25 protein-coding genes are annotated in these 19,700 nt (G+C 64.4%); 13 read left to right on the top strand and 12 right to left on the bottom strand.

Annotation, left to right across the window (positions count from 1 at the left end):
• The first annotated feature begins 127 nt into the window (after positions 1 to 127).
• Both QO034_RS08825 and QO034_RS08820 read left to right on the top strand, forming a co-directional pair.
• The gene (locus QO034_RS08825; RefSeq protein WP_284485153.1) at positions 128 to 796 is read left to right on the top strand and encodes a MarC family protein; all 669 of its coding nucleotides are present in this window, start codon (positions 128 to 130) and stop codon (positions 794 to 796) included.
• A 240-nt stretch (positions 797 to 1,036) separates the two neighbouring features.
• The gene (locus QO034_RS08820; protein WP_284485152.1) at positions 1,037 to 1,285 is read left to right on the top strand and encodes a ParB N-terminal domain-containing protein; all 249 of its coding nucleotides are present in this window, start codon (positions 1,037 to 1,039) and stop codon (positions 1,283 to 1,285) included.
• A gap of 6 nt (positions 1,286 to 1,291) precedes the next feature.
• On the opposite strand, the gene QO034_RS08815 is transcribed toward QO034_RS08820, so the two are convergent.
• Entirely contained in the window at positions 1,292 to 1,699 is a 408-nt protein-coding gene (locus QO034_RS08815; RefSeq protein ID WP_284485151.1) for a BrnA antitoxin family protein, read from the bottom strand.
• A 174-nt stretch (positions 1,700 to 1,873) separates the two neighbouring features.
• On the opposite strand from QO034_RS08815, the gene QO034_RS08810 reads away from it, so the two are divergent.
• Complete coding sequence (locus QO034_RS08810) at positions 1,874 to 2,998, top strand: beta-ketoacyl-ACP synthase III (RefSeq protein ID WP_284485150.1); 1,125 nt, start codon at positions 1,874 to 1,876, stop codon at positions 2,996 to 2,998.
• A gap of 54 nt (positions 2,999 to 3,052) precedes the next feature.
• On the opposite strand, the gene QO034_RS08805 is transcribed toward QO034_RS08810, so the two are convergent.
• Positions 3,053 to 3,511 (bottom strand): hypothetical protein, encoded by a 459-nt coding sequence (locus QO034_RS08805; RefSeq protein ID WP_284485149.1) that lies wholly within the window; start codon positions 3,509 to 3,511, stop codon positions 3,053 to 3,055.
• A gap of 268 nt (positions 3,512 to 3,779) precedes the next feature.
• Between QO034_RS08805 and QO034_RS08800 the strand changes: the two genes are divergently transcribed.
• Complete coding sequence (locus QO034_RS08800; protein WP_284485148.1) at positions 3,780 to 4,373, top strand: thymidine kinase; 594 nt, start codon at positions 3,780 to 3,782, stop codon at positions 4,371 to 4,373.
• Here QO034_RS08800 and QO034_RS08795 read toward each other — a convergent pair.
• The 5 genes from QO034_RS08795 to QO034_RS08775 form a co-directional block, all read right to left on the bottom strand.
• Entirely contained in the window at positions 4,370 to 5,320 is a 951-nt protein-coding gene (locus QO034_RS08795) for a 2-hydroxyacid dehydrogenase (RefSeq protein ID WP_284485147.1), read from the bottom strand. The two genes, QO034_RS08800 and QO034_RS08795, sit on opposite strands and share 4 nt — an antisense overlap.
• On the bottom strand, positions 5,320 to 5,658 hold the full coding sequence (locus QO034_RS08790) for a tRNA-binding protein (RefSeq protein WP_284485146.1): 339 nt from the start codon (positions 5,656 to 5,658) through the stop codon (positions 5,320 to 5,322). The genes QO034_RS08795 and QO034_RS08790 overlap by 1 nt, the downstream gene beginning before the upstream one ends.
• The gene (proC, locus tag QO034_RS08785; RefSeq protein WP_284485145.1) at positions 5,651 to 6,466 is read right to left on the bottom strand and encodes a pyrroline-5-carboxylate reductase; all 816 of its coding nucleotides are present in this window, start codon (positions 6,464 to 6,466) and stop codon (positions 5,651 to 5,653) included. Before proC ends, QO034_RS08790 begins: the two co-directional genes overlap by 8 nt.
• Before the next feature lie 35 nt (positions 6,467 to 6,501).
• On the bottom strand, positions 6,502 to 7,002 hold the full coding sequence (locus QO034_RS08780) for a type III secretion system chaperone family protein (protein WP_284485144.1): 501 nt from the start codon (positions 7,000 to 7,002) through the stop codon (positions 6,502 to 6,504).
• Between the two features lie 308 nt (positions 7,003 to 7,310).
• Positions 7,311 to 7,583, bottom strand: coding sequence for an accessory factor UbiK family protein (locus QO034_RS08775; protein ID WP_284485143.1), 273 nt, complete (start codon positions 7,581 to 7,583; stop codon positions 7,311 to 7,313).
• A 95-nt stretch (positions 7,584 to 7,678) separates the two neighbouring features.
• Between QO034_RS08775 and lgt the strand changes: the two genes are divergently transcribed.
• From lgt to QO034_RS08755, 4 genes are all read left to right on the top strand, one after another.
• Complete coding sequence (gene lgt, locus QO034_RS08770; protein ID WP_284485142.1) at positions 7,679 to 8,569, top strand: prolipoprotein diacylglyceryl transferase; 891 nt, start codon at positions 7,679 to 7,681, stop codon at positions 8,567 to 8,569.
• Complete coding sequence (locus tag QO034_RS08765) at positions 8,566 to 9,639, top strand: class I SAM-dependent methyltransferase (protein WP_284485141.1); 1,074 nt, start codon at positions 8,566 to 8,568, stop codon at positions 9,637 to 9,639. Before lgt ends, QO034_RS08765 begins: the two co-directional genes overlap by 4 nt.
• Positions 9,636 to 10,391 carry a peptidoglycan editing factor PgeF gene (pgeF, locus tag QO034_RS08760; RefSeq protein WP_284485140.1) on the top strand — a complete coding sequence of 252 codons (756 nt, stop codon included), beginning with the start codon at positions 9,636 to 9,638 and terminating at the stop codon, positions 10,389 to 10,391. The genes QO034_RS08765 and pgeF overlap by 4 nt, the downstream gene beginning before the upstream one ends.
• A gap of 233 nt (positions 10,392 to 10,624) precedes the next feature.
• A complete protein-coding gene (locus QO034_RS08755; RefSeq protein ID WP_284485139.1) occupies positions 10,625 to 11,392 on the top strand; it encodes a Hint domain-containing protein in 768 nt (255 codons plus the stop codon).
• A 6-nt stretch (positions 11,393 to 11,398) separates the two neighbouring features.
• On the opposite strand, the gene QO034_RS08750 is transcribed toward QO034_RS08755, so the two are convergent.
• Positions 11,399 to 11,899: an Lrp/AsnC family transcriptional regulator gene (locus tag QO034_RS08750; protein ID WP_284485138.1), complete on the bottom strand. Its 501-nt coding sequence runs from the start codon at positions 11,897 to 11,899 to the stop codon at positions 11,399 to 11,401.
• Positions 11,900 to 12,101: 202 nt separating this feature from the next.
• Between QO034_RS08750 and trxB the strand changes: the two genes are divergently transcribed.
• Both trxB and QO034_RS08740 read left to right on the top strand, forming a co-directional pair.
• Positions 12,102 to 13,046 (top strand): thioredoxin-disulfide reductase, encoded by a 945-nt coding sequence (gene trxB / locus QO034_RS08745; protein WP_284485137.1) that lies wholly within the window; start codon positions 12,102 to 12,104, stop codon positions 13,044 to 13,046.
• A gap of 409 nt (positions 13,047 to 13,455) precedes the next feature.
• Positions 13,456 to 15,174 carry a bifunctional sulfate adenylyltransferase/adenylylsulfate kinase gene (locus QO034_RS08740; protein ID WP_284485136.1) on the top strand — a complete coding sequence of 573 codons (1,719 nt, stop codon included), beginning with the start codon at positions 13,456 to 13,458 and terminating at the stop codon, positions 15,172 to 15,174.
• A gap of 57 nt (positions 15,175 to 15,231) precedes the next feature.
• Here QO034_RS08740 and QO034_RS08735 read toward each other — a convergent pair whose 3' ends face one another.
• From QO034_RS08735 to QO034_RS08720, 4 genes are read right to left on the bottom strand one after another with little or no spacing between them, the layout of a single operon-like run.
• The gene (locus QO034_RS08735; protein WP_284485135.1) at positions 15,232 to 16,107 is read right to left on the bottom strand and encodes a glycosyltransferase family 10 domain-containing protein; all 876 of its coding nucleotides are present in this window, start codon (positions 16,105 to 16,107) and stop codon (positions 15,232 to 15,234) included.
• Positions 16,104 to 16,991, bottom strand: coding sequence for a PhzF family phenazine biosynthesis protein (locus QO034_RS08730; RefSeq protein WP_284485134.1), 888 nt, complete (start codon positions 16,989 to 16,991; stop codon positions 16,104 to 16,106). The genes QO034_RS08735 and QO034_RS08730 overlap by 4 nt, the downstream gene beginning before the upstream one ends.
• Positions 16,992 to 17,046: 55 nt before the next feature.
• Positions 17,047 to 17,271 (bottom strand): DUF1150 family protein, encoded by a 225-nt coding sequence (locus QO034_RS08725; protein WP_284485133.1) that lies wholly within the window; start codon positions 17,269 to 17,271, stop codon positions 17,047 to 17,049.
• Positions 17,272 to 17,274: 3 nt separating this feature from the next.
• On the bottom strand, positions 17,275 to 17,688 hold the full coding sequence (locus QO034_RS08720; protein ID WP_284485132.1) for an Hsp20 family protein: 414 nt from the start codon (positions 17,686 to 17,688) through the stop codon (positions 17,275 to 17,277).
• A gap of 163 nt (positions 17,689 to 17,851) precedes the next feature.
• On the opposite strand from QO034_RS08720, the gene QO034_RS08715 reads away from it, so the two are divergent.
• From QO034_RS08715 to QO034_RS08705, 3 genes are read left to right on the top strand one after another with little or no spacing between them, the layout of a single operon-like run.
• Positions 17,852 to 18,076, top strand: a complete 225-nt coding sequence (locus QO034_RS08715; RefSeq protein ID WP_284485131.1) for a YdcH family protein — start codon at positions 17,852 to 17,854, stop codon at positions 18,074 to 18,076.
• A gap of 49 nt (positions 18,077 to 18,125) precedes the next feature.
• Complete coding sequence (purE, locus tag QO034_RS08710) at positions 18,126 to 18,614, top strand: 5-(carboxyamino)imidazole ribonucleotide mutase (RefSeq protein ID WP_284485130.1); 489 nt, start codon at positions 18,126 to 18,128, stop codon at positions 18,612 to 18,614.
• Positions 18,607 to 19,680 carry a 5-(carboxyamino)imidazole ribonucleotide synthase gene (locus QO034_RS08705; protein ID WP_284485129.1) on the top strand — a complete coding sequence of 358 codons (1,074 nt, stop codon included), beginning with the start codon at positions 18,607 to 18,609 and terminating at the stop codon, positions 19,678 to 19,680. Before purE ends, QO034_RS08705 begins: the two co-directional genes overlap by 8 nt.
• Positions 19,681 to 19,700: the final 20 nt, after the last annotated feature.

The following is a 19,700-nucleotide window of genomic DNA, read 5'->3' as shown; positions in this document are numbered from 1 at the left end:
GAAATAGGAGGTTCAGAATCGCGAAGGTTCGCAGTATCAGGGGCTTAGTCACAAAACCCGTCCCTCCTGCGCTCAGCGGTATCGGGCGCGGGACGCACCGACAGATCAGCAGGAAGGCACACATATCATGGACTGGGCCGCACTCACGAAAGAGCTTGTGACCCTGTTCGTCGTGATCGATCCGGTCGGATCGATCCCCGTGTATCTTTTCGCCGTTCAGGGCGTTCCACGAAAACTGCATCGCCGCTTCGCGATTCGCGCCGTGGCGATCTCCGCGCTGGTCCTGCTCGCCTTCCTCGTCGGCGGACAGCTCCTGCTGGAAACCCTCGGCCTGCGGTTCGGATCGTTCCAGATCGCCGGCGGCGTCATCCTGTTCCTCTTCGCGATGACCATGGTTTTCGGAGAATCCAAGCCCGCGCGCGAGATCGAAGAAGCGGGGCGCGATCACCTGGCCGGCGCGGTGTTCCCGCTCGCCATGCCGTCCATCGCCTCGCCGGGGGCGATGCTGGCCATCGTGATCCTGACCGACAACCACACGGAGTCGGTTGCCGAGCAGGCGATCACGGCCGGCCTGCTGATGATCGTCCTGCTCCTGACGCTGCTTCTCCTGCTGGCCGCAAGCGCCGTCAACAAGGTCATCGGAAACACCGGCGCCAGCATCATCAGCCGGGTAATGGGAATCGTGCTGGCGACCATCGCGGTGGATTCCATCCTCGGAGGTCTGGACGAACTCGGCGTCCTCGATGTCGCGCCGCCGCCCGTCGAAAGCCCCCTGACGCAGGCGGACTCCGGCTAAGCCGCACAACGCTCCACCATGAATCCAGCTTCGGCCCTCCCCGGAAAACCGGCGTCCACAGGGCCACGCATTGCGCCGGCGCAGAACCAGTTCCCGTCCGCGCCGAACCGCGAATGGCCGCCCGATCCATCACGCCCGGCAAGGGTTGCAACATCGCGCGGATACCGGGCGGTCCGCATCCGCGCCCGCATCAACCGCCATTCCGCTGGTCAAACTTCCGGAATCGCGCCATGCTCGCGCATGCTCGAAAAACGGTCCATCGCCCTCACCGACATCCGGGTGCCCGCGAAGCGGGCGCGGACGCTGGATGCGGCCAAGGTGCAGCAGATCGCCGAGGACATGATCGACAATGGCCAGACCACGCCGATCCGGGTCCGCAGCGAAGGCGCCGGGTTCATTCTCGTCGAGGGGCTGCACCGGCTCGAAGCCCTGCGCGCCCTCGGGGAAAGCTCGGTCACGGCCTATCTCGTGCATGCCCGGCTGCACTGACCGCCGTCAGCCGCCGCGCCGGGCGCCCATCTGTTTCTCCACATCCCCGAACTGGGGCCGGTTCCGGTCGGCCCAGCGGTTCTCGCGGTATTCGGTCATCGTTTCGCCGCCCCCGATCAGCCCGGCCAGCTTGGCATGCATGAAGGCGCGCAGCACGTCGTTCATCCGCGGCTGATACCCCGGCCCAAGCGAGCGAAAGAACTTCAGCACGTCCTGGTCCACCCGCATGGTGATCCGCGTCTTGTGATAGCTGCGGTCGGTATAGATCTGTTCCCACTCCAGAGGGATGCGCCGCATATGGTTGAGATGCGTGTGCAGATCGTATTCCAGCCGCTGCAACGCCTCGTTGACGTAATAGATATTTTCGGCTTCGCGTCTGGTGCGTTTCGGCTTGCCGCCCACGGTCTGCGTCATCCCGGTCTCCCTGCTTTGGAACCGGGGCAATCCTGCCGCCAATCGGTTAACAACCGGCTGCACCACCGGTCTGCACGGCGTATGCACGCGGTATGCACGCCTGGCACACCCGGCTTTGACTTGACCTCGCGCCGGGTTTGGGTCCACATCTTCTGACCCTTGCAGGAGCCCGTCATGCACATCCCCGCCATCACCGGCACCGGGGTCTTCGTCCCCGAGAACGTCATCACAAATGCCGAGCTGGTCGAGGCGTTCAACGCCTATGCCGATCTCTACAATGCCGAACACGCCGCCGAGATCGCCGCCGGAAAGATCGAGGCGAAGGAGCATTCCAGCGAGGATTTCATCGTCAAGGCCTCGGGCATCGAACAAAGGTATGTCATTGACAAGACAGGCGTTCTCGACCCGAAAGTGATGCATCCCCTGTTGCGGCAACGCTCCGATGACGAACCTTCCCTGATGGCGGAAATGGGCGTCGATGCGGCGCAGAAGGCGCTCGCCGCCGCCGGCCGCGACGCGCAGGACATCGACCTCGTGATCTGCGCCGCCTCCAACATGGAACGCGCCTATCCCGCCATCGCCATCGAGATCCAGAACCTGCTTGGTAGTCAAGGGTTTGCCTTTGACATGAACGTCGCCTGTTCCTCAGCCACCTTCGGCATCCAGGCCGCCGCCGACATGATCCGCGCCGGCTCCGTCCGCGCCGCTCTGGTGGTCGACCCCGAGATCTGTTCCGCCCATCTCGAATGGCGCGACCGGGACTGCCATTTCATCTTCGGAGACGTGGCAACGGCCACGATCATCGAACGGGCGGAGGATGCGAAGGGGCCGTATTTCGAAATAAGATCAACGCGCTGCGCGACGGAATTCTCCAACAACATCCGCAACAACAACGGCTTCCTGCGCCGCTCCCGCCCTGACGGAGTCAAGGACAGGCGCGACATGCAGTTCATGCAGAACGGCCGCAAGGTGTTCAAGGAAGTGCTGCCCCTGGTCAGCGCCCATATCGCAGATCACATCGCCGCCGACGGGGTGCAGGCGTCCGAACTGAAACGCCTCTGGCTGCATCAGGCCAACAAGGCGATGAACGATTTCATCGGCCGCAAGGTTCTCGGCCGGACGCCCGAACCCGGCGAGCAGCCCAACATCCTGCAGGATTTCGCCAACACCTCCTCGGCCGGTTCGATCATCGCTTTTTCCAGGTATTCCAACGACCTGCAGGACAAGGACCTCGGGCTGATCTGCTCTTTCGGCGCCGGCTACTCGGTCGGATCGGTGCTGGTTCAGCGCCACGGCTGACAGCCGCGGATCAGCAATGGCGTGCGCCGAAGGCGCTCCTTTTGGCAACGTCCGTCACGAACACTCCGCTTCCAGATGCAGCTTCATGTCGATCAGGACCTGTTGCAGCATGACGGTTTCCCGCAAGAGCCGCTTCGCCTCGTTCAGGGAAATCACCCCGTCTTCGATGGCCTGGTGATATTCGCTCATCAGCATGGCGAACCGCTGGCTCAGCGCGATCACATCCGAATTGACCCCGCCGCTGTCCGGTTCGTTCGGTTTGCGGCCGTCATAGGACAGCGTGATGTTTTTCAGTTCGGCCAGGGCGCTGGTGACATGCGGATATGAGGACAGAGCCTCCAGCTTGGCCACCGCATCGACGGGGATGAACCGGTCCGCATGTTCCTCGTGATCCGAATAATACCGGCCCAGCGTCGCCTTGGATTTGCCGGTGACGGAACAGGCCGTTTCGATCCCCACCTCCTTGACCAGCGATTCCGTGTGCTTTTTCAGATAGCTGCCACAGTTGTCCATTTTCGGGTCTCCGGACTGCCTGATACTCGATACCCGCAAGGGCGCCAGCACGGGGAATGAGTTCCTTCATTTCCCATTACGAAAACTTAGTCCAGATGCCATGTTTGCGCCATACCTCTTCGGGAAGGGGTACGTAGCCAGTATCGGACCGCCTTGGCGGCCAGTGTGCTCAGGCAGCGGGCGGGTGCGTGCCCGCTGCCATCGGTTTCCGTTTCCTGCGGGCGACGGCTCGCTTGCAAGGGGCGGCGCCAGACCCTAAACGACGGGCATGGCCAAGCTTTTCTTCAACTATTCGACCATGAACGCGGGCAAGTCGACGGTGCTCCTGCAGGCTTCGCACAACTACCGCGAACATGGGATGGAGACCTATCTGCTCACCGCGCGCATCGACGACCGGTCCGGCGCCGGGCGCATCGCCTCGCGCATCGGCATCGGCTCGGACGCGGACATCTTCGACGGCGGCAGCGACCTGGCGGAGATGGTCCGGGCGCGGCTGGCGCAGGGGTCCATTTCCTGCGTCTTCGTGGACGAAGCCCAGTTCCTGACCCCCGAACAGGTATGGCAACTGGCGCGGGTGGTGGACGATCTCAATCTCCCCGTCCTGTGCTACGGGCTGCGGGTCGATTTCCGGGGCGAGCTGTTTCCCGGTTCGGCCGCACTGCTGGCCATCGCCGACGAGATGCGCGAAGTGCGCACTATCTGCCGGTGCGGACGCAAGGCGACAATGGTCATTCGCCAGGACGATCAGGGCCGCGCGATCCTGCAAGGCGAGCAGGTCCAGATCGGCGGGAACGACACCTACCTGTCGCTTTGCCGGCGGCACTGGCGCGAGGCGGTGGGCGACCGCGCTCCGGTCGCTTAGACCGGATTGGGCAGCGGATCGCCGGCGGCAAAGGCGACCGCATTGTCCAGAGCCATATGCCCCATGCCGGTGCGCACATCCAGCGCCGCGGTGCCGAGATGCGGAAGCAGGGTCACGTTCTCCAGGTCGATCAGCGCCTGCGGAACCTGCGGTTCGAACTCGTAGACATCCAGCCCCGCCCCGGCGATCGCGCCCGCTTTCAGGCACCGGATCAGCGCCGCCTCGTCGATGACATCGCCGCGCGCGATATTGACCAGATGCGCGGTCGGCCGCATCGCTTCCAGCACGTCCTGTCCGATCAGGTGATGCGTTTCCGCGCTGCCGGGAACCGCGATCACCAGCACGTCCACCGACGCGGCGAGGTCCGCCAGACCGGTGGCCGCCTCGGCGGGGAAATCCAGCGTTTTCGACGTTCTGGCCAGATAGCGCACCCTCATTCCGAAACCGAAATGGCAACGCCGGGCAATGGCCTGTCCGATGCGCCCCATTCCGACGATCCCGACCGTTTTGCCGGTGATATGCATCCCGAGAAGTTGCGTCGGATGCCAGCCGGGCCAGTTCCTCGCCCGCACCATTCTTTCGCCTTCTCCGGCGCGTCTCGCGCTCATCAGGATCAGCGTCATGGCGATATCGGCGGTGGCATCGGTCACGGCGCCGGGCGTATTGGTCACCGCGACCCCCGCCAGACCGGCCGCCTGCGCATCGATATGGTTGTATCCGACGCCGAAATTCGCCAGCAACCCGCAGCGCGGGGTCGGGACCTCGGAAAAGACCTCCGCGGAAAACCGGTCGCCCAGGGTCGGCATCACGATATCGAAGTCGCGCAGGGCCCGGCGCAGCTCTGCCGGATCCAGCGGGTTCTGTTCCGGACGGATCTCGCAGTCGAACGCGGCGCGGACCCGTTCCTCGACGGCGGGCGGCATGGGGCGCGTGATCAGAAGCCGCATCAATGCATCCTCCCGCCTTTCGGCACCGGACCGTCCGGGCCGATCAGGACGATATCGCCATGTTCGTCCGGCAGTCCCAGCACCAGCACCTCGGACATGAAACGGCCGATCTGGCGGGGCGGAAAATTGACAACCGCCAGAACCTGCCTGCCGATCAGCGTCTCGGGGTCGTAATGCACGGTGATCTGGGCCGAGGTCTTCTTTTCGCCGATCTCGCCGCCGAAATCGATCCACAGTTTGATCGCCGGCTTGCGCGCCTCCGGAAAGGTTTCGGCCCGCACCACCTCGCCGACGCGAATATCGACCCGCAGGAAGTCGTCAAACCCGATCTCAGCCACGGGACAGTTCCCTGGACCGGTTCGTTGCCGCAGCGACGGCCCTTTGCAGGAGCGGCGGAAAGCCCGCATCGGCATCCATCAGCACCTCCAGCGCGGCCTGGGTCGTCCCATTCGGACTGGTCACGTTCACCCGCAACTGGGCGGGGCTGTCCTCTGCCGTCTCGGCCAGCGCCCCGGCGCCGGCGACGGTCGCCTTGGCGAGTTGCATCGCCAGGTCGGCATCGAGGCCCTGCGCCTCTCCCGCCGCCGCCAGCGTTTCGATCAGCAGGAACACATAGGCCGGACCCGAGCCGCTGACACCCGTTACCGCATCGATCTGGGACTCGCTGGCCAGCCGCACCGTCTGCCCGACGGCAGACAGCAGGGAATCAGCGAGATCCAGATCCTCCTCCCCCGCAGCGGCGTTGCCGGTCAGCGCGCTGATGCCGCGCCCGACCGCCGCCGGAGTGTTGGGCATCGCCCGCACGATCGGCGTGGCGGATCCGAGAATCCGTTCGAATTCCGCGATCGGCGTGCCTGCGGCGATCGAAACGAAAAGCGTGCCGCCACCGCCAAGACCCGCGATGGTCGGCAGGGCGTCGCCCATCATCTGCGGTTTCACCGCCACCAGCACGATCGCCGGCCGCTCCGGCAGCGCCGCGTTCAGATGCACCCCCTGCGCCCTGACCCAGTCCGAAGGTTTCGGATCGATCACCCAGACCGAACTTGCCGGCAATCCGCGTTCCAGCCAGCCGGCCAGCATGGCGGATCCCATCTTGCCGCAGCCCAGCAACACCAGGCCGCGGTCGGCGATACGTGACAGATCCATGCTTTCCCCTCTCCGCTTTGGTTCAGGGGACAGGGTTACGCGCGTCCATAAGCCTCTGCAATGGCGACCTGCATCGCTTCCCGCGGAGTCCGGTTGCCCCAGACCATCAGCTGGATCGCCGGATAATACCGCTCCGCACCGACCACCGCGGCGGTGATCAGCGTGTCGATCTGTTCCGGGCTCGCCATTTGGCCGCCCGCCAGGACGAGCCCGTAGCGGTAGACCATCAGCTTCTGTTCCGCCCAGTATGTGAAGGCCCCCGCCCAGCACTGATCGTTCATTTCGTTCATCAACTGATACAGCCCCGGCATCTTGTCCTCGGGCGGCTCCAGTTCGAAGGTGCAGATCATGCGCAGGGTTTCGTCGAAACCCGACCAGGCCAGGGTGATGGAATAGGTGCGCCACTGGCCTTCGACGGCCATGGCGATCTGATCGTCGCCGATGCGGTCGAAATCCCAGTCGTGATCCGACGCGATGTGCTCGACGATGTCGATAGGGTGTATGTCGTCTTCCAGATACTGCTCGGAAAGGGCCATGATGCCACCTCACTGATCTCTAGCGGAGGGGTCTTCGTAGCGCCCCTAGCGCTAGCTGCCTGCTCTACAGACCGGGGCGATCCCCCGTGCCCATACAATATATGGTGCGCCGTCATGGCGAGCCTGACAACCCCCTATTTCGGGGGGACCCGCAATAAGCTGTGGATAGTTTGTCCTGCCGCCCAAAATCTGGTCCTTCCGGATCAGCTCGGATCTTGATGCGCTGCGCAAAGCCGCGCCACGGCAGGCCGGCGCGTCGCGCCCGCAAGAAAGTGGATGTAAAATGGCGCGGCAGCGCCTCCTTTGGATCAGCTCTTCGGCTTGGCGCCGGGCTTCGGCTTGGCCTTGGCTTCCAGCGCGTCGAGCCGCGCCGCCAGTGCGACGTTTTCCTCGCGTGCCTTCTGCGCCATCGCGCGCACCGCGTCGAATTCCTCGCGGGTCACGAGATCGCGGTCCGCCAGCCAGCGATCCAACATCGACTTCATCGCGGTTTCGGCTTCTTCCTTGGCGCCCTGCGCCACGCCCATCGCGTTGGTCATCAGCTGGGAAATGTCGTCGAGAATCTTGTTGCGTGTCTGCATCTTTCGCCTCCATTGAGAGTTGCCGTGAATATGGGCATCTCCAGGGCGTGCGACAAGGTTGACTTCCCTACGATCCCAGAGGCATTCAGACGCATATGCAGGCAGCCATCCGTTTTCCCGAACTCTCTCCCGATCTTGTCTCGATCACGATTTTCGGGATCGAACTGGCGCTGCGCTGGTATGCGCTTGCCTATATCGTCGGCATCCTCATCGCGTGGCGGCTGTGCGTGCTGGCGGTGCGCCGCGCATCCCTGTGGGCGGAGCAAACTCCGCCAATGACTCCGGCGCAGATCGAAGACCTGCTGACCTGGGTCATTCTGGGGATTATCCTCGGCGGGCGTCTCGGCTTCGTGCTGTTCTACCAGCCCGCCTACTACGCCCAGAATCCGCTGGAAATCCTGCGGATCTGGCAGGGCGGCATGGCGTTTCACGGCGGGTTGCTCGGGGTCGTGACCGCGGCCTGGCTCTATGTCCGGCGTCACCGCCTTCCGGCCTTGCCGGTCGCCGACCTGGTCGCCCATTCCGTGCCGGCGGGGCTGCTGCTCGGACGGCTCGCCAATTTCGTCAACGCCGAACTCTGGGGCCGTCCGACGGACCTGCCCTGGGGCGTGATCTTTCCCGGCGCCGCCGCACAGGACTGCCCCGGTGTCGCGGGTCTCTGCGCCCGCCACCCCTCGCAGCTCTACGAAGCGCTTCTCGAAGGCGCGATACTCGGCGCCCTGCTGCTCTGGATGGTCTACCGGCGAGGGGCGTTCAAACATCCGGGCCGCGTCACAGGAATGTTCTTCGCAGGCTATGGGCTGGCCCGGTTTCTGGTCGAATTCGTGCGCCAGCCCGACGCCCAGTTCGTGTCGCCGGGGAACCCGCTCGGCCTGGCCTGGCAGGTCGGCGGATACGGATTGACCATGGGGCAGATCCTGTCGCTGCCGATGATCGCGCTCGGCCTGCTGCTGGTCCTGCGGTCCCGGCGCGGCGCAGGCCGATGACCCTTGCGCAACTCATCATCGACCGAATCCGGCAGGACGGTCCGATCAGCATCGCCAACTACATGGCCGACTGCCTGCTGCATCCGGTCCATGGCTACTACACCACCCACGACCCGTTCGGTGCGCAGGGCGATTTCGTCACCGCGCCGGAAATCAGTCAGATGTTCGGCGAAATGGTCGGACTGTGCCTGGCGCAGACCTGGATGGATCAGGGCCGTCCGGCACCGATCGCCCTGGCCGAACTCGGCCCCGGACGCGGAACACTGATGGCCGATATCCTGCGGGCGACCCGGTCGGTTCCGGGCTTTCACGCGGCGGCCAGGATCGCGCTGGTCGAAGCTTCTCCCGGTTTGCGGGCGGTGCAAAAGGAAACCCTCGGCCCGTTCGGGCCGGTCTGGCTGGACCGTGCCGAAGCCCTGCCGGACCTGCCGCTGTTCGCCGTGGCCAACGAATTCTTCGATGCCCTGCCGGTGCGCCAGTTCGTGCGCGCCGGACCCGGCTGGCGGGAACGGCGGATCGGGGTGCAGGACGACGCCCTTGTTTTCGGTCTTGGAACGCCCGCCGCCCAGGCGGACCTCGCGGATCGGCTGGCCGATACCAAAGACGGCGACCTGGTCGAAATCCGCCCGGCGGCGGAAGCCATCGCCACCTGTCTGGCGCGGCGCATCGCCGACCACGGCGGGGCGGCGCTGATCATCGACTACGGCGACTGGCGGTCGCAGGGCGACACCTTGCAGGCGGTCCGGGCACACGAATCCTGCGACGTGCTTGACGCCCCCGGTCAGGCCGACCTGACCGCGCATGTGGATTTCGAAGCCATCGCCATCGCGGCGGGCAAGGCGGGTTGCGCGCACAGCCGCCTTGCGCCGCAGGGCGTTTTCCTGGAACGGCTCGGCATTACCGCGAGGGCACAGGCGCTCGCGGCTGCCGACAATTTGACCGGAACCGCGCTCGATCTGCTTGTCAGCGCACATCGCAGGTTGACGCATCCGGACGAAATGGGAAATCTGTTCAAGATTCTCGGCCTCTATCCTCATGATTGCGCGACGCCACCCGGATTGGACCCATGACACTGGAAATCCTGACTTCGGACAGTCTGTCGAATTTGCGGCACGGATTTTTCACCCGCCGCGGCGGCGCGTCTTCGGGCGTTTTCCTCGGGTTGAACTGCGGCACGGGGTCGTCGGACCAAAGCGACATGGTCGCCATCAACCGCGCCCGCGTGGCGCAGGCCATGCAGGTGGACAGCGATGCGCTGATCGGGGTCCACCAGGTGCATTCCCCGGATGTGGTGACGGTTGACGGCCCCCTGCCAGACAAACCCCGCGCCGATGCGATGGTGACGGCCACACCGGGCCTGGCCTTGTCGATCCTGACGGCGGATTGTCAGCCGGTCCTTTTCGCAGATGCGCGCGCCGGCGTAATCGGCGCCGCCCATGCCGGATGGCGCGGGGCGCTGGACGGGGTGCTCGAGGCGACGCTGGACAGCATGGAAAGCCTCGGCGCGCGACGGAGCAACATTGTCGCGGTGATCGGGCCGACGATCAGCCAGCGCGCCTACGAGGTCGGCCCGGAATTCCTTGACGCCTTCATGGCCGACGACCCCGACAACAGCCGTTTCTTTGCCAATGGCGCGGGAGACAGGATGCAGTTCGACCTGCCCGCCTTCGGACTGCACAGGTTGCGCCGGGCAGGCGTCGGCCAGGCCGAATGGACGCGCCACTGCACCTATTCGGATGCGGATCGGTTCTATTCCTACCGGCGCAGCGTCCACACCAAGGATGCGGATTACGGGCGGTTGATTTCGGCCATCTGCCTGTAGCCGCTGGCCGCGCCTGCAGTCCGAAGACCGCCTGGCCAAGCCTGGTTCGGAAACAATCACGTTCTCCGCCGCCGGACTGTCCCGGATTAACCATGCGATCACCCAAGTCTTTGACAATTTTACCGAAATTCACCAAGTATTGTCACCAAGCAGATCCACGCAATCACCGCGCCGGTCTGCGTTGTCGGTGGGGGCCGACGCAGCCCGGCAGAACCCGAAAAGGCCGACTTGTCATGACGCTCCCCGTTCCGCTGAACCGCGACGCGCACCGTGTTGCGCCCGCCAGTTCCGCCGCCAAAGTCCCCCAGCCGAAACCGCAGCTGCGCCGCTATGACGTATGCAGGCTGTCGCCCGACGGAACCATCGCCGAAACCCGCCACGTCGCACCGGCGCTGCCGCTGTTCGAGGATGCATTCTGCGCCTTTTCCCGCGGGTCGCTGATCGAGACCGATGCCGGGCTCGTCGCCGTGGAAGACCTGCTGCCCGGCGACAGGATCGTAACATCGGATGGAAAGGCCGAACCCCTTGTCTGGAAAGGCAGCACGACGCTGGTTCCGGGACGGCCCGGACCGCAGGGGCGCAAGCTCCACCTGACGCGGATCATGACCGACAGCTTCGGCATCCAGCGTCCCATTTCCTGCTTGATCGCCGGCCCCTCGGCACGGTTGCTGCACACACCCGGCCACTTGCGGTCATTGGCGGGTGGGCAACAGATCCTGAGCCCCGTGCAAGCGTGTATCGACGGGATGAATGTGGTAGAAACCGCGCCGCCGACGCCGGTGCAACTCTATCACCTCTGCCTGGCAACTCATGCGGTGATCCGCGTCGGCGGCCTTGATTTTGAAACCTACCACCCCGGCCCGAATGCGGGCCGAATGGTCAGCCATGCGATGCGGCCGGTCTTTCTGAACCTGTTTCCGCATGTTTCGCAATTCTGCGATTTCGGCGCCCTGCGCCATCCGCGCGCCGGGGACGGGCAGATTCACGCGGTCGTGACCTGATCCCGGTCAGGCGCTCTTGCTCAGGCGTTCTTCGAGGATGTCGAACGGCACGCCGGGCTCGTCCTTGGCCCGGCGGATCACCAGCGATGTCTTGACGCTGGCGACATTCGGGGTGGTGAGCAGTTCGCCGGTGAGAAAGCTCTGGAAGCTGCTGAGATCCGGGGCCACGCATTTCAGGATGAAATCGACCTCTCCGTTCAGCATGTGGCATTCCCGCACCAGCGGCCAGTTCCGGCACCGGCTCTCGAAGGCGCTCAGTTCGGCCTCGGCCTGACTGTCCAGCCCGACCATCGCGAACACCTGGACCTCAAACCCCAGTTCGCGCGCATTGACTTCGGCGTGATAGCCTTCGATCAGCCCCGATTCCTCCAGCGTGCGCACGCGGCGCAGGCACGGCGGCGCGGATATTCCGACTCGTCGGGCCAGTTCGACATTCGTCATCCGCCCGTCGGCCTGAAGTTCCGACAATATCTTGCGGTCAATCGGATCGAGACGTGTTGCGACCATTCCCTGCTCCCCCGGAATTTTCGTTTCTTATAGCAGCACATCCAAGGCGCGCAATTATATTTCGCGATTGCGCAACATTGTATGTCTTTCGTTTTCCCGCCCCGCGCTGGGGAAATGGGGCTTTAAGACCGGTGGACCGATCGCTATATCCCTGTCTCGGCGGGCGGCCTGCCCGCCCCTGGGACCGAAACGAGGGGTTGTCATGGGCGAAACACGTCACACCAGGGTTCTGATCATCGGGTCGGGACCGGCAGGATATACGGCAGGTGTCTATGCCAGCCGCGCGATGCTGCAACCGCTTCTGGTGCAGGGGATCGAACCCGGCGGCCAGCTGACCACCACGACGGAGGTCGAGAACTGGCCCGGCGACACCGAAGTCCAGGGCCCCGACCTGATGCTGCGGATGGAAGCCCATGCCAAGGCCATGGGCTGCGAGATCGTCAGCGACATTATCACCGATCTGGACCTGTCGAACCGCCCGTTCACCGCCCGGAGCGACAGCGGAACGGTCTACACGGCGGACGCGGTGATCCTGGCAACGGGCGCGCGGGCCAAATGGCTGGGCCTGCCGTCCGAAGAGAAATTCAAGGGCTTCGGTGTCAGCGCCTGCGCCACCTGCGACGGTTTTTTCTATCGCGGCCAGGAGATCGTCGTGATCGGCGGCGGCAACACCGCGGTTGAAGAGGCGCTGTTCCTGACCAATTTCGCCAGCAAGGTGACGCTGGTGCACCGGCGTGACGAATTGCGGGCCGAGGCGATCCTGATCGACAGGCTGATGAAGAACCCCAAGATCGAACCCTTGTGGTTTCATACTCTGGAAGAGGTCGTCGGCACGGACAATCCGCTGGGCGTCGAAGCCGTCCGGGTGAAACACGTGAAAACCGGCGAGATCATCGAGATCCCGGCCAAGGGCGTCTTTGTCGCCATCGGCCACGCCCCCGCGAACGAGCTGGTCAAGGACGTGCTGGAAACCCATATGGGCGGCTATGTCGTGACCAAGCCGGACAGCACCGAAACCAGCATTCCCGGCGTCTTCGCCGCCGGCGACCTGACCGACCACAAGTATCGCCAGGCCGTCACCAGCGCCGGCATGGGATGCATGGCGGCGCTGGAAGCCGAACGTTTCCTGGCGGAACAGGATGCCTGATCAACGCGCGGCGGGGTGATCCGGCGGATCGCCCCTGTCCATCGTGCGGACCTGCTCTTTCGGGGCGGAGGGAATGCCCCCTGGATCGCGCGGTGCCGGACCGCTTGCATCTGGCAGTGATGCACCGGCGCACGGGTGGCGCGCGCAATTGACGCCCCGTCTGTAAGCCAAGTGCCCCGACACCCGTTTGACCTGTCGTCATGGCGGCCATGCGCAGGGACCAAACCGGGCCAAATCCCCGCCGAATCAGGCTGTTTCGCCTGTTTGAAGGCGAAAATTCGCGCCGAAACGGCTCAATCGGGCAAAACCTGTTTTCCATGGCTGGACTTTGGCGACGCTCCGGATATATGCCGCGCCCGACCGGGTCCGCCGGCACCCGCGCCTTTTCAAGCTTCCAGGAATAGTCTCAATGACCATGCTCGCAAATCTTGCCCCGATCCCCGAACTCTACGTGTCCTATGACTCGGCCCAGAAACTGAAGGGCGAGGCCGGAGATCTGAAGAGCCACGACCTGAGTCCGCGTCAGATCTGCGATCTGGAGCTTCTGATGAACGGCGGCTTCAATCCGCTCAAGGGGTTTCTGAACGAAGCCGACTACAATGGCGTCGTCGAGAACATGCGCCTCGCGGATGGCACGCTCTGGCCGATGCCGATCACGCTGGACGTGTCCGAGAAATTCGCCGAGACGCTTGAGATCGGCGAAGACATCGCGCTGCGCGACCAGGAAGGCGTGATCCTGGCCACCATGACCGTGACCGACCGGTGGGTGCCGAACAAGTCCAACGAGGCGGCCAAGGTCTTTGGCGCCGATGACGACGCGCATCCGGCCGTGAACTACCTGCACAACACGGCGGGCAAGGTCTATCTGGGCGGCCCGGTGACGGGCATCCAGCAGCCGGTGCACTATGATTTCCGCGGTCGCCGCGACACACCGAACGAATTGCGCGCCTATTTCCGCAAGCTGGGCTGGCGCAAGATCGTCGCCTTTCAGACCCGCAACCCGCTGCACCGGGCGCATCAGGAACTGACCTTCCGCGCCGCCCGCGAATCCCAGGCGAACCTGCTGATCCACCCGGTCGTGGGGCTGACCAAGCCGGGCGACGTGGACCATTTCACCCGCGTGCGCTGCTACGAGGCGGTGCTGGACAAATACCCCGCCGCCACCACCACCATGAGCCTTCTGAACCTGGCGATGCGCATGGCCGGCCCGCGCGAAGCGGTCTGGCACGGCCTGATCCGCAAGAACCACGGCTGCACCCATTTCATCGTCGGCCGCGACCACGCCGGCCCAGGCAAGAACAGCGCCGGCGATGATTTCTATGGCCCCTACGATGCGCAGGACCTGTTCCGCCAGCACCAGGACGAGATGGGCATCGAAATGGTCGATTTCAAACACATGGTCTATGTGCAGGAACGCGCCCAATACGAACCCAATGACGAGATCGCCGACAAGGACGACGTGACCATCCTCAACATTTCCGGCACCGAGTTGCGCCGCCGTCTGTCCGAGGGTCTCGAGATCCCGGAATGGTTCTCCTTCCCCGAAGTGGTGGCCGAACTGCGCCGCACCCGGCCGCCGCGCAGCCAGCAGGGGTTCACCGTGTTCTTCACCGGCTTCTCGGGATCGGGCAAGTCCACCATCGCCAACGCTCTGATGGTCAAGCTGATGGAAATGGGCGGACGTCCGGTGACGCTGCTGGACGGCGATCTGGTGCGCAAGAACCTGAGCAGCGAACTGGGCTTTTCCAAGGAACACCGCGACCTGAACATCCGCCGCATCGGCTATGTCGCCAGCGAGATCACCAAGAACGGCGGCATCGCGATCTGCGCCCCGATCGCGCCCTACGCCAGCACCCGGCGCGCGGTGCGGGAAGAGATCGAATCGTTCGGCGCCTTTGTCGAGGTGCATGTCGCCACCTCCATCGAAGAATGCGAACGCCGCGACCGCAAGGGACTCTACAAGCTGGCCCGCGAGGGCAAGATCAAGGAATTCACCGGGATTTCTGACCCTTACGACGTGCCCGCCAATCCCGAACTGCGGGTGGAAACGGAAGGCACCGACGTGGACAACTGCGCCCACCAGGTCTTGCTGAAGCTGGAAAACATGGGCCTCATCGCGGCGCGCTGATCGCGGCCCGATCCCACCTGACAGCCGGCCCGGAAGCAGATCGCTTCCGGGCCGGTTTCAGTTTTCCACAAGGCTGTCGCGGATCGCCACGGCAGCGCGGCTTTCAAGATCGCTGTAGGCATCCAACTGCGGCTGGATCGCCTTCAACCTGGGCAATCGCGCGGCGAAGTCCTGTTCCGAAGCGGCCAGGACCGCACGGCGGATGTCGTCTTCGCTGGCGCATTGGATGATGCCGTCGGGGTCGATGAACCGTTCAAGGTTCGGACAGCCCCAGTAGATCGGAACCGTGTCGCAGAACACGGCATCCAGCAGCTTTTCCGAGAAATAATTGGCTTCGCGCATGTTCTCGATCACGATCGAATACCGATAGGGCGCAAGCCCGTCCGATTTCACCGCAAAGGGGGTATAGCCGCGCCCCATCACGTCCACGTCCTGCTTCGTTCCGCGCACCCATTCGACGACGGCGTGCCGCAGCTTGTGACCCGTCGTGTCGCATTTCGCCGAAGCGATCAGGGAGGTCATCCGCGTCTTGTCCTTCGGCAGGCCGCGCCAGTCCTGCACCCACGTCGTGCCGTAGGGAAAGAAGATGCCGTTCGGGATATGGGCCAGAAGATCCTCGTTGAAGGAAAGCACACGATGGAACCGGCGATAGGTGACGCGCAGCAACGCCAGGTGTTTGGCGTGGATCGCCGAAGGTTCGCCCAGCACCAGCGATATCTGCGCACGGCTGCCGCGCCACAGGTGGAAATGATGCGTGGTTCTTGGAAAACAGATCAGGTGATCGGATGGCAAGAGATCGCCCACAGTCGCCCCGGCCAGCCGGTCGGGACAACCCAAAGGCCATTTCACCCGCTCGACCGGCATCTTGGCCAACGCGGGCCCCAGCGTGCTGCCGTAGGGCAGAAAGCCGATGGCGGGTTCGGGGGCGCTCATCCACCGGCCTCGGGCAGATCGATCTCGCCTCGCATCAGGACATAGCCCTGCCCCGCAACCTTGATCCCCGTCATCGCCCCGGACGGGCCGACACGGGTGACACGCGCCCGCCCCGGGCGGTTCATACCGTGCCCCTGTTCGGCGGTGAAAACCGGCTTGTCCAGCAGGCCGTGACGCCAGAGATAGGCCCCCATCGCTCCGGTCGCGGACCCGGTGAACGGGTCTTCGGACGGGCCCGGCGGTGCGAGCAGAAGCCGCGAATAGGTGTCGCCTTCGGAGGTCGCTCCCGACAGAGTGACCAGGAAGGGTTCGGCCATGTCGGCTCCCTGATGCCCCATGTCGGCGGCGAACTCGCGCAGGGCATCGACGTTCAGCCGCGCGGCCCGCAGATCGCCCTGGTCGCGCAGGACGGTGATGCAGAAGGGCAATCCCGTGGACACCATCTGCGGTGGCGCGATGATGGCGTCCGGCATCAGACCGACGACATGCGCGACGCGGGCCGGATCGGGGCAGATGCCGAACTGCGGCGCGACCTGCGTCATCTCGATCAGCGGACCGTCCAGATCGACCCGGACCAGTCCGGCGCCGGTTTCCAGAACCAGGCTGTCGCCGTCGATAAGGCCGCGCGATCGCATCGCGGCGACGGTGGCGACGGTCGGATGGCCGGCGAAGGGAATTTCACGGCTGGCGAGGAAATACCGCACGCGGATGTCCGCGACCTCCGACGGCCCGGTGAAGGTGCATTCCACCAGCGAGGTTTCGCGCACGACATCCATGCAGACTTCGGCGTCCAGCGCCGCCCCGCCGTGCACCACGGCGCAACCGTTCCCGGCAAAGGGCTTGTCCGTGAAGGCATCCACCCAGTCGAAACGATAAGACGCCATTGCAACCCTTTCGGCGCGGGCGGAGCACTCACCCGTTCATGTGGTGCGGTCAGACCTAGTGAACGGCCACCGGCGCGAAATCGTTCTGACGCGCCAGGACAAAGGCCATTCTGCGGTCCGCAACCAGCGCCAGTTGCGCCCCGTCCGCCGAATGCACGGCGTAAAGGTGGCTCAGGTCGCCGGCCTCGGCCCGCACTTCTTGCGGCAGGTCGGCCACGTCTACGGTCTTGACGTAGACGATGCGATTGTCCGACTGGTCAAAATTGAATGGTGTGTTCATGACTTACCCTTTCCTGATATTGATCGTCTGCACCACCGTTTCGGGCATGGCCCGCGTCAGATCGACATGCAGCAATCCGTTTTCCATGATGGCTTCGCCGACTTCGACGCCGTCAGCCAGAACGAACATGCGCTGGAACTGTCGCGCGGCAATCCCGCGGTGCAGGAAGACCCGGCCATCCATGTCCTCGGTCTGACGGCCCCGGATCACCAGTTGCCGGTCCTCGACCGTGATCGACAGATCGCTCTCCGCGAACCCGGCCACGGCCAGCGTGATCCGGTAGGAAAAATCCGAAGTCTGTTCGATGTTGAAGGGCGGATAGCCTTCGTTTCCGGCCTTCGAGGACCGTTCCAGCAGGCGTTCCAGTTGCTCGAACCCCAACAGATGCGGGTATGAGCCCAAGGTAAGTTTCGACACGTATTTCGTCCTTTGGCATAAAAAGCGACGCAGCGCGCGGTCCCGGTTCGGCAACCGCGCCCAAGGAATATGGGGAGAAAACCGCGCTGGAACAAGGTCTAGGCGAAAACATCTTCTCCGCGTATTCTCTGGGTTCACAGCACAACGATTCTGGGTCCGCCACATGAATGTCCAATCCGATCTGTCGATGAAAACCGACGACGTGCTCAGGGTCGAACTGGAAGTGTTCCGCCGTCAGCACCGGGATCTTGACGAAGCCATTCACGCGCTCGTGGAACGCGGCACTGCCGATCAGCTTACGCTCAAGCGGTTGAAAAAGCAGAAGCTGTGGCTCAAGGACATGATCGCGATCATCGAGGACCGTTTGACGCCGGATATCATTGCCTAGGCGCGCGATGCCGCTATAGTGCGGTTTCTTTTGCAGCTTGGGGCCGGACATGGCGGACATACAGGTGGGGATCATCATGGGCAGCCAGTCGGACTGGGCGACCATGAAGGAAGCGGCCGATATTCTGGACGATCTGGGCGTTGTCTACGAAAAACGCATCGTCTCCGCGCATCGCACGCCCGACCGGCTCTGGGACTATGGCAGGTCCGCGGTCTCGCGCGGATTGCAGGTGATCATCGCCGGTGCCGGCGGGGCGGCGCATCTCCCCGGCATGATGGCCAGCAAGACCCGCGTTCCGGTGATTGGCGTGCCGGTGCAGACGCGGGCGCTGTCCGGTGTGGATTCGCTCTACTCCATCGTCCAGATGCCCAGGGGCTTTCCCGTCGCGACGATGGCGATCGGTGCCGCCGGCGCGGCCAATGCGGGGCTGATGGCCGCCGCCATCCTAGCCCTGCGGGACGATGCCCTGGCGCAGCGCCTGCAGGCGTGGCGCGACGCGCTGTCCGCATCGATCCCGCAGGAGCCGCAGGATGACTGAGCCGCTCGCGCCCGGCGCCGTGATCGGAATCCTGGGTGGCGGCCAACTCGGCCGCATGCTCTCCGTCGCGGCCGCGCGGCTCGGATTTCGCTGCCATATCTTCGAGCCGGGTGAAAACCCGCCCGCCGGACATGTGGCGGACCGGGTCACGCAAGCGGCCTATGACGACGCCGATGCCATCGCCGCCTTCGCCGGCTCGGTCGATGTCGTGACTTATGAATTCGAGAACATCCCCACCTCGGCTCTGGACGCGCTGGAACGCCACCGCCCGATCCGACCGGGGCGCGAGGCCCTGCGGATCAGCCAGGACAGGCTGACCGAGAAGACCTTTCTCAGGGATCTCGGCCTGCAAACGGCCCCCTTCGCCAACGTCACGGATCTGGTCAGCCTCACGATGGCGCTGGACGCCATCGGTGCGCCCGCAATTCTCAAGACCCGGCGGTTCGGATATGACGGCAAGGGCCAGTCGCGCCTGACCGGGATGCAGGATGCGGAAAACGCCCTGGCCGACATGGCCGGAGCTCCGGCCATCCTGGAAGGTTTCGTTGATTTCAGCCACGAGGTCTCGGTCATCGCCGCGCGCGGGCTGACCGGCGAGATCGCCTGTTTCGATCCCGGAGAGAATGTTCACCGCGAAGGGATCCTGCGCACCACCACCGTGCCTGCCCGCCTGACGTCGGCGCAGCGCACGGATGCGATCCTGCTCGCCGCCACGATCCTCAACGCGCTGGATTACATCGGGGTTCTGGGGGTCGAGCTTTTCGTCACGCCGGGCGGCCTGATCGTGAACGAAATCGCGCCACGGGTGCACAATTCCGGCCATTGGACCCAGAACGGCTGCACCGTGGACCAGTTCGAACAGCACATCCGCGCCGTGGCGGGCTGGCCGCTGGGCGGCGGGCAGCGCCATGCGGACGTGGTGATGGAAAACCTGATCGGCGAGGACATGAACCGCGTGCCGGATCTCGCCCGCCAGCCCGACACGGCGCTGCATCTCTACGGCAAGGCAGAGGTGAAACCCGGCCGCAAGATGGGCCACGCCAACAGAATCGTGCGCAAAGGATGATACCGGCCCGCAGGGCGGAT

Origin of the sequence: Sedimentitalea xiamensis, assembly GCF_030164465.1 — a bacterium.
Taxonomy (GTDB): domain Bacteria; phylum Pseudomonadota; class Alphaproteobacteria; order Rhodobacterales; family Rhodobacteraceae; genus Sedimentitalea; species Sedimentitalea xiamensis.
This window is presented reverse-complemented; position numbering and strand designations above follow the sequence as displayed.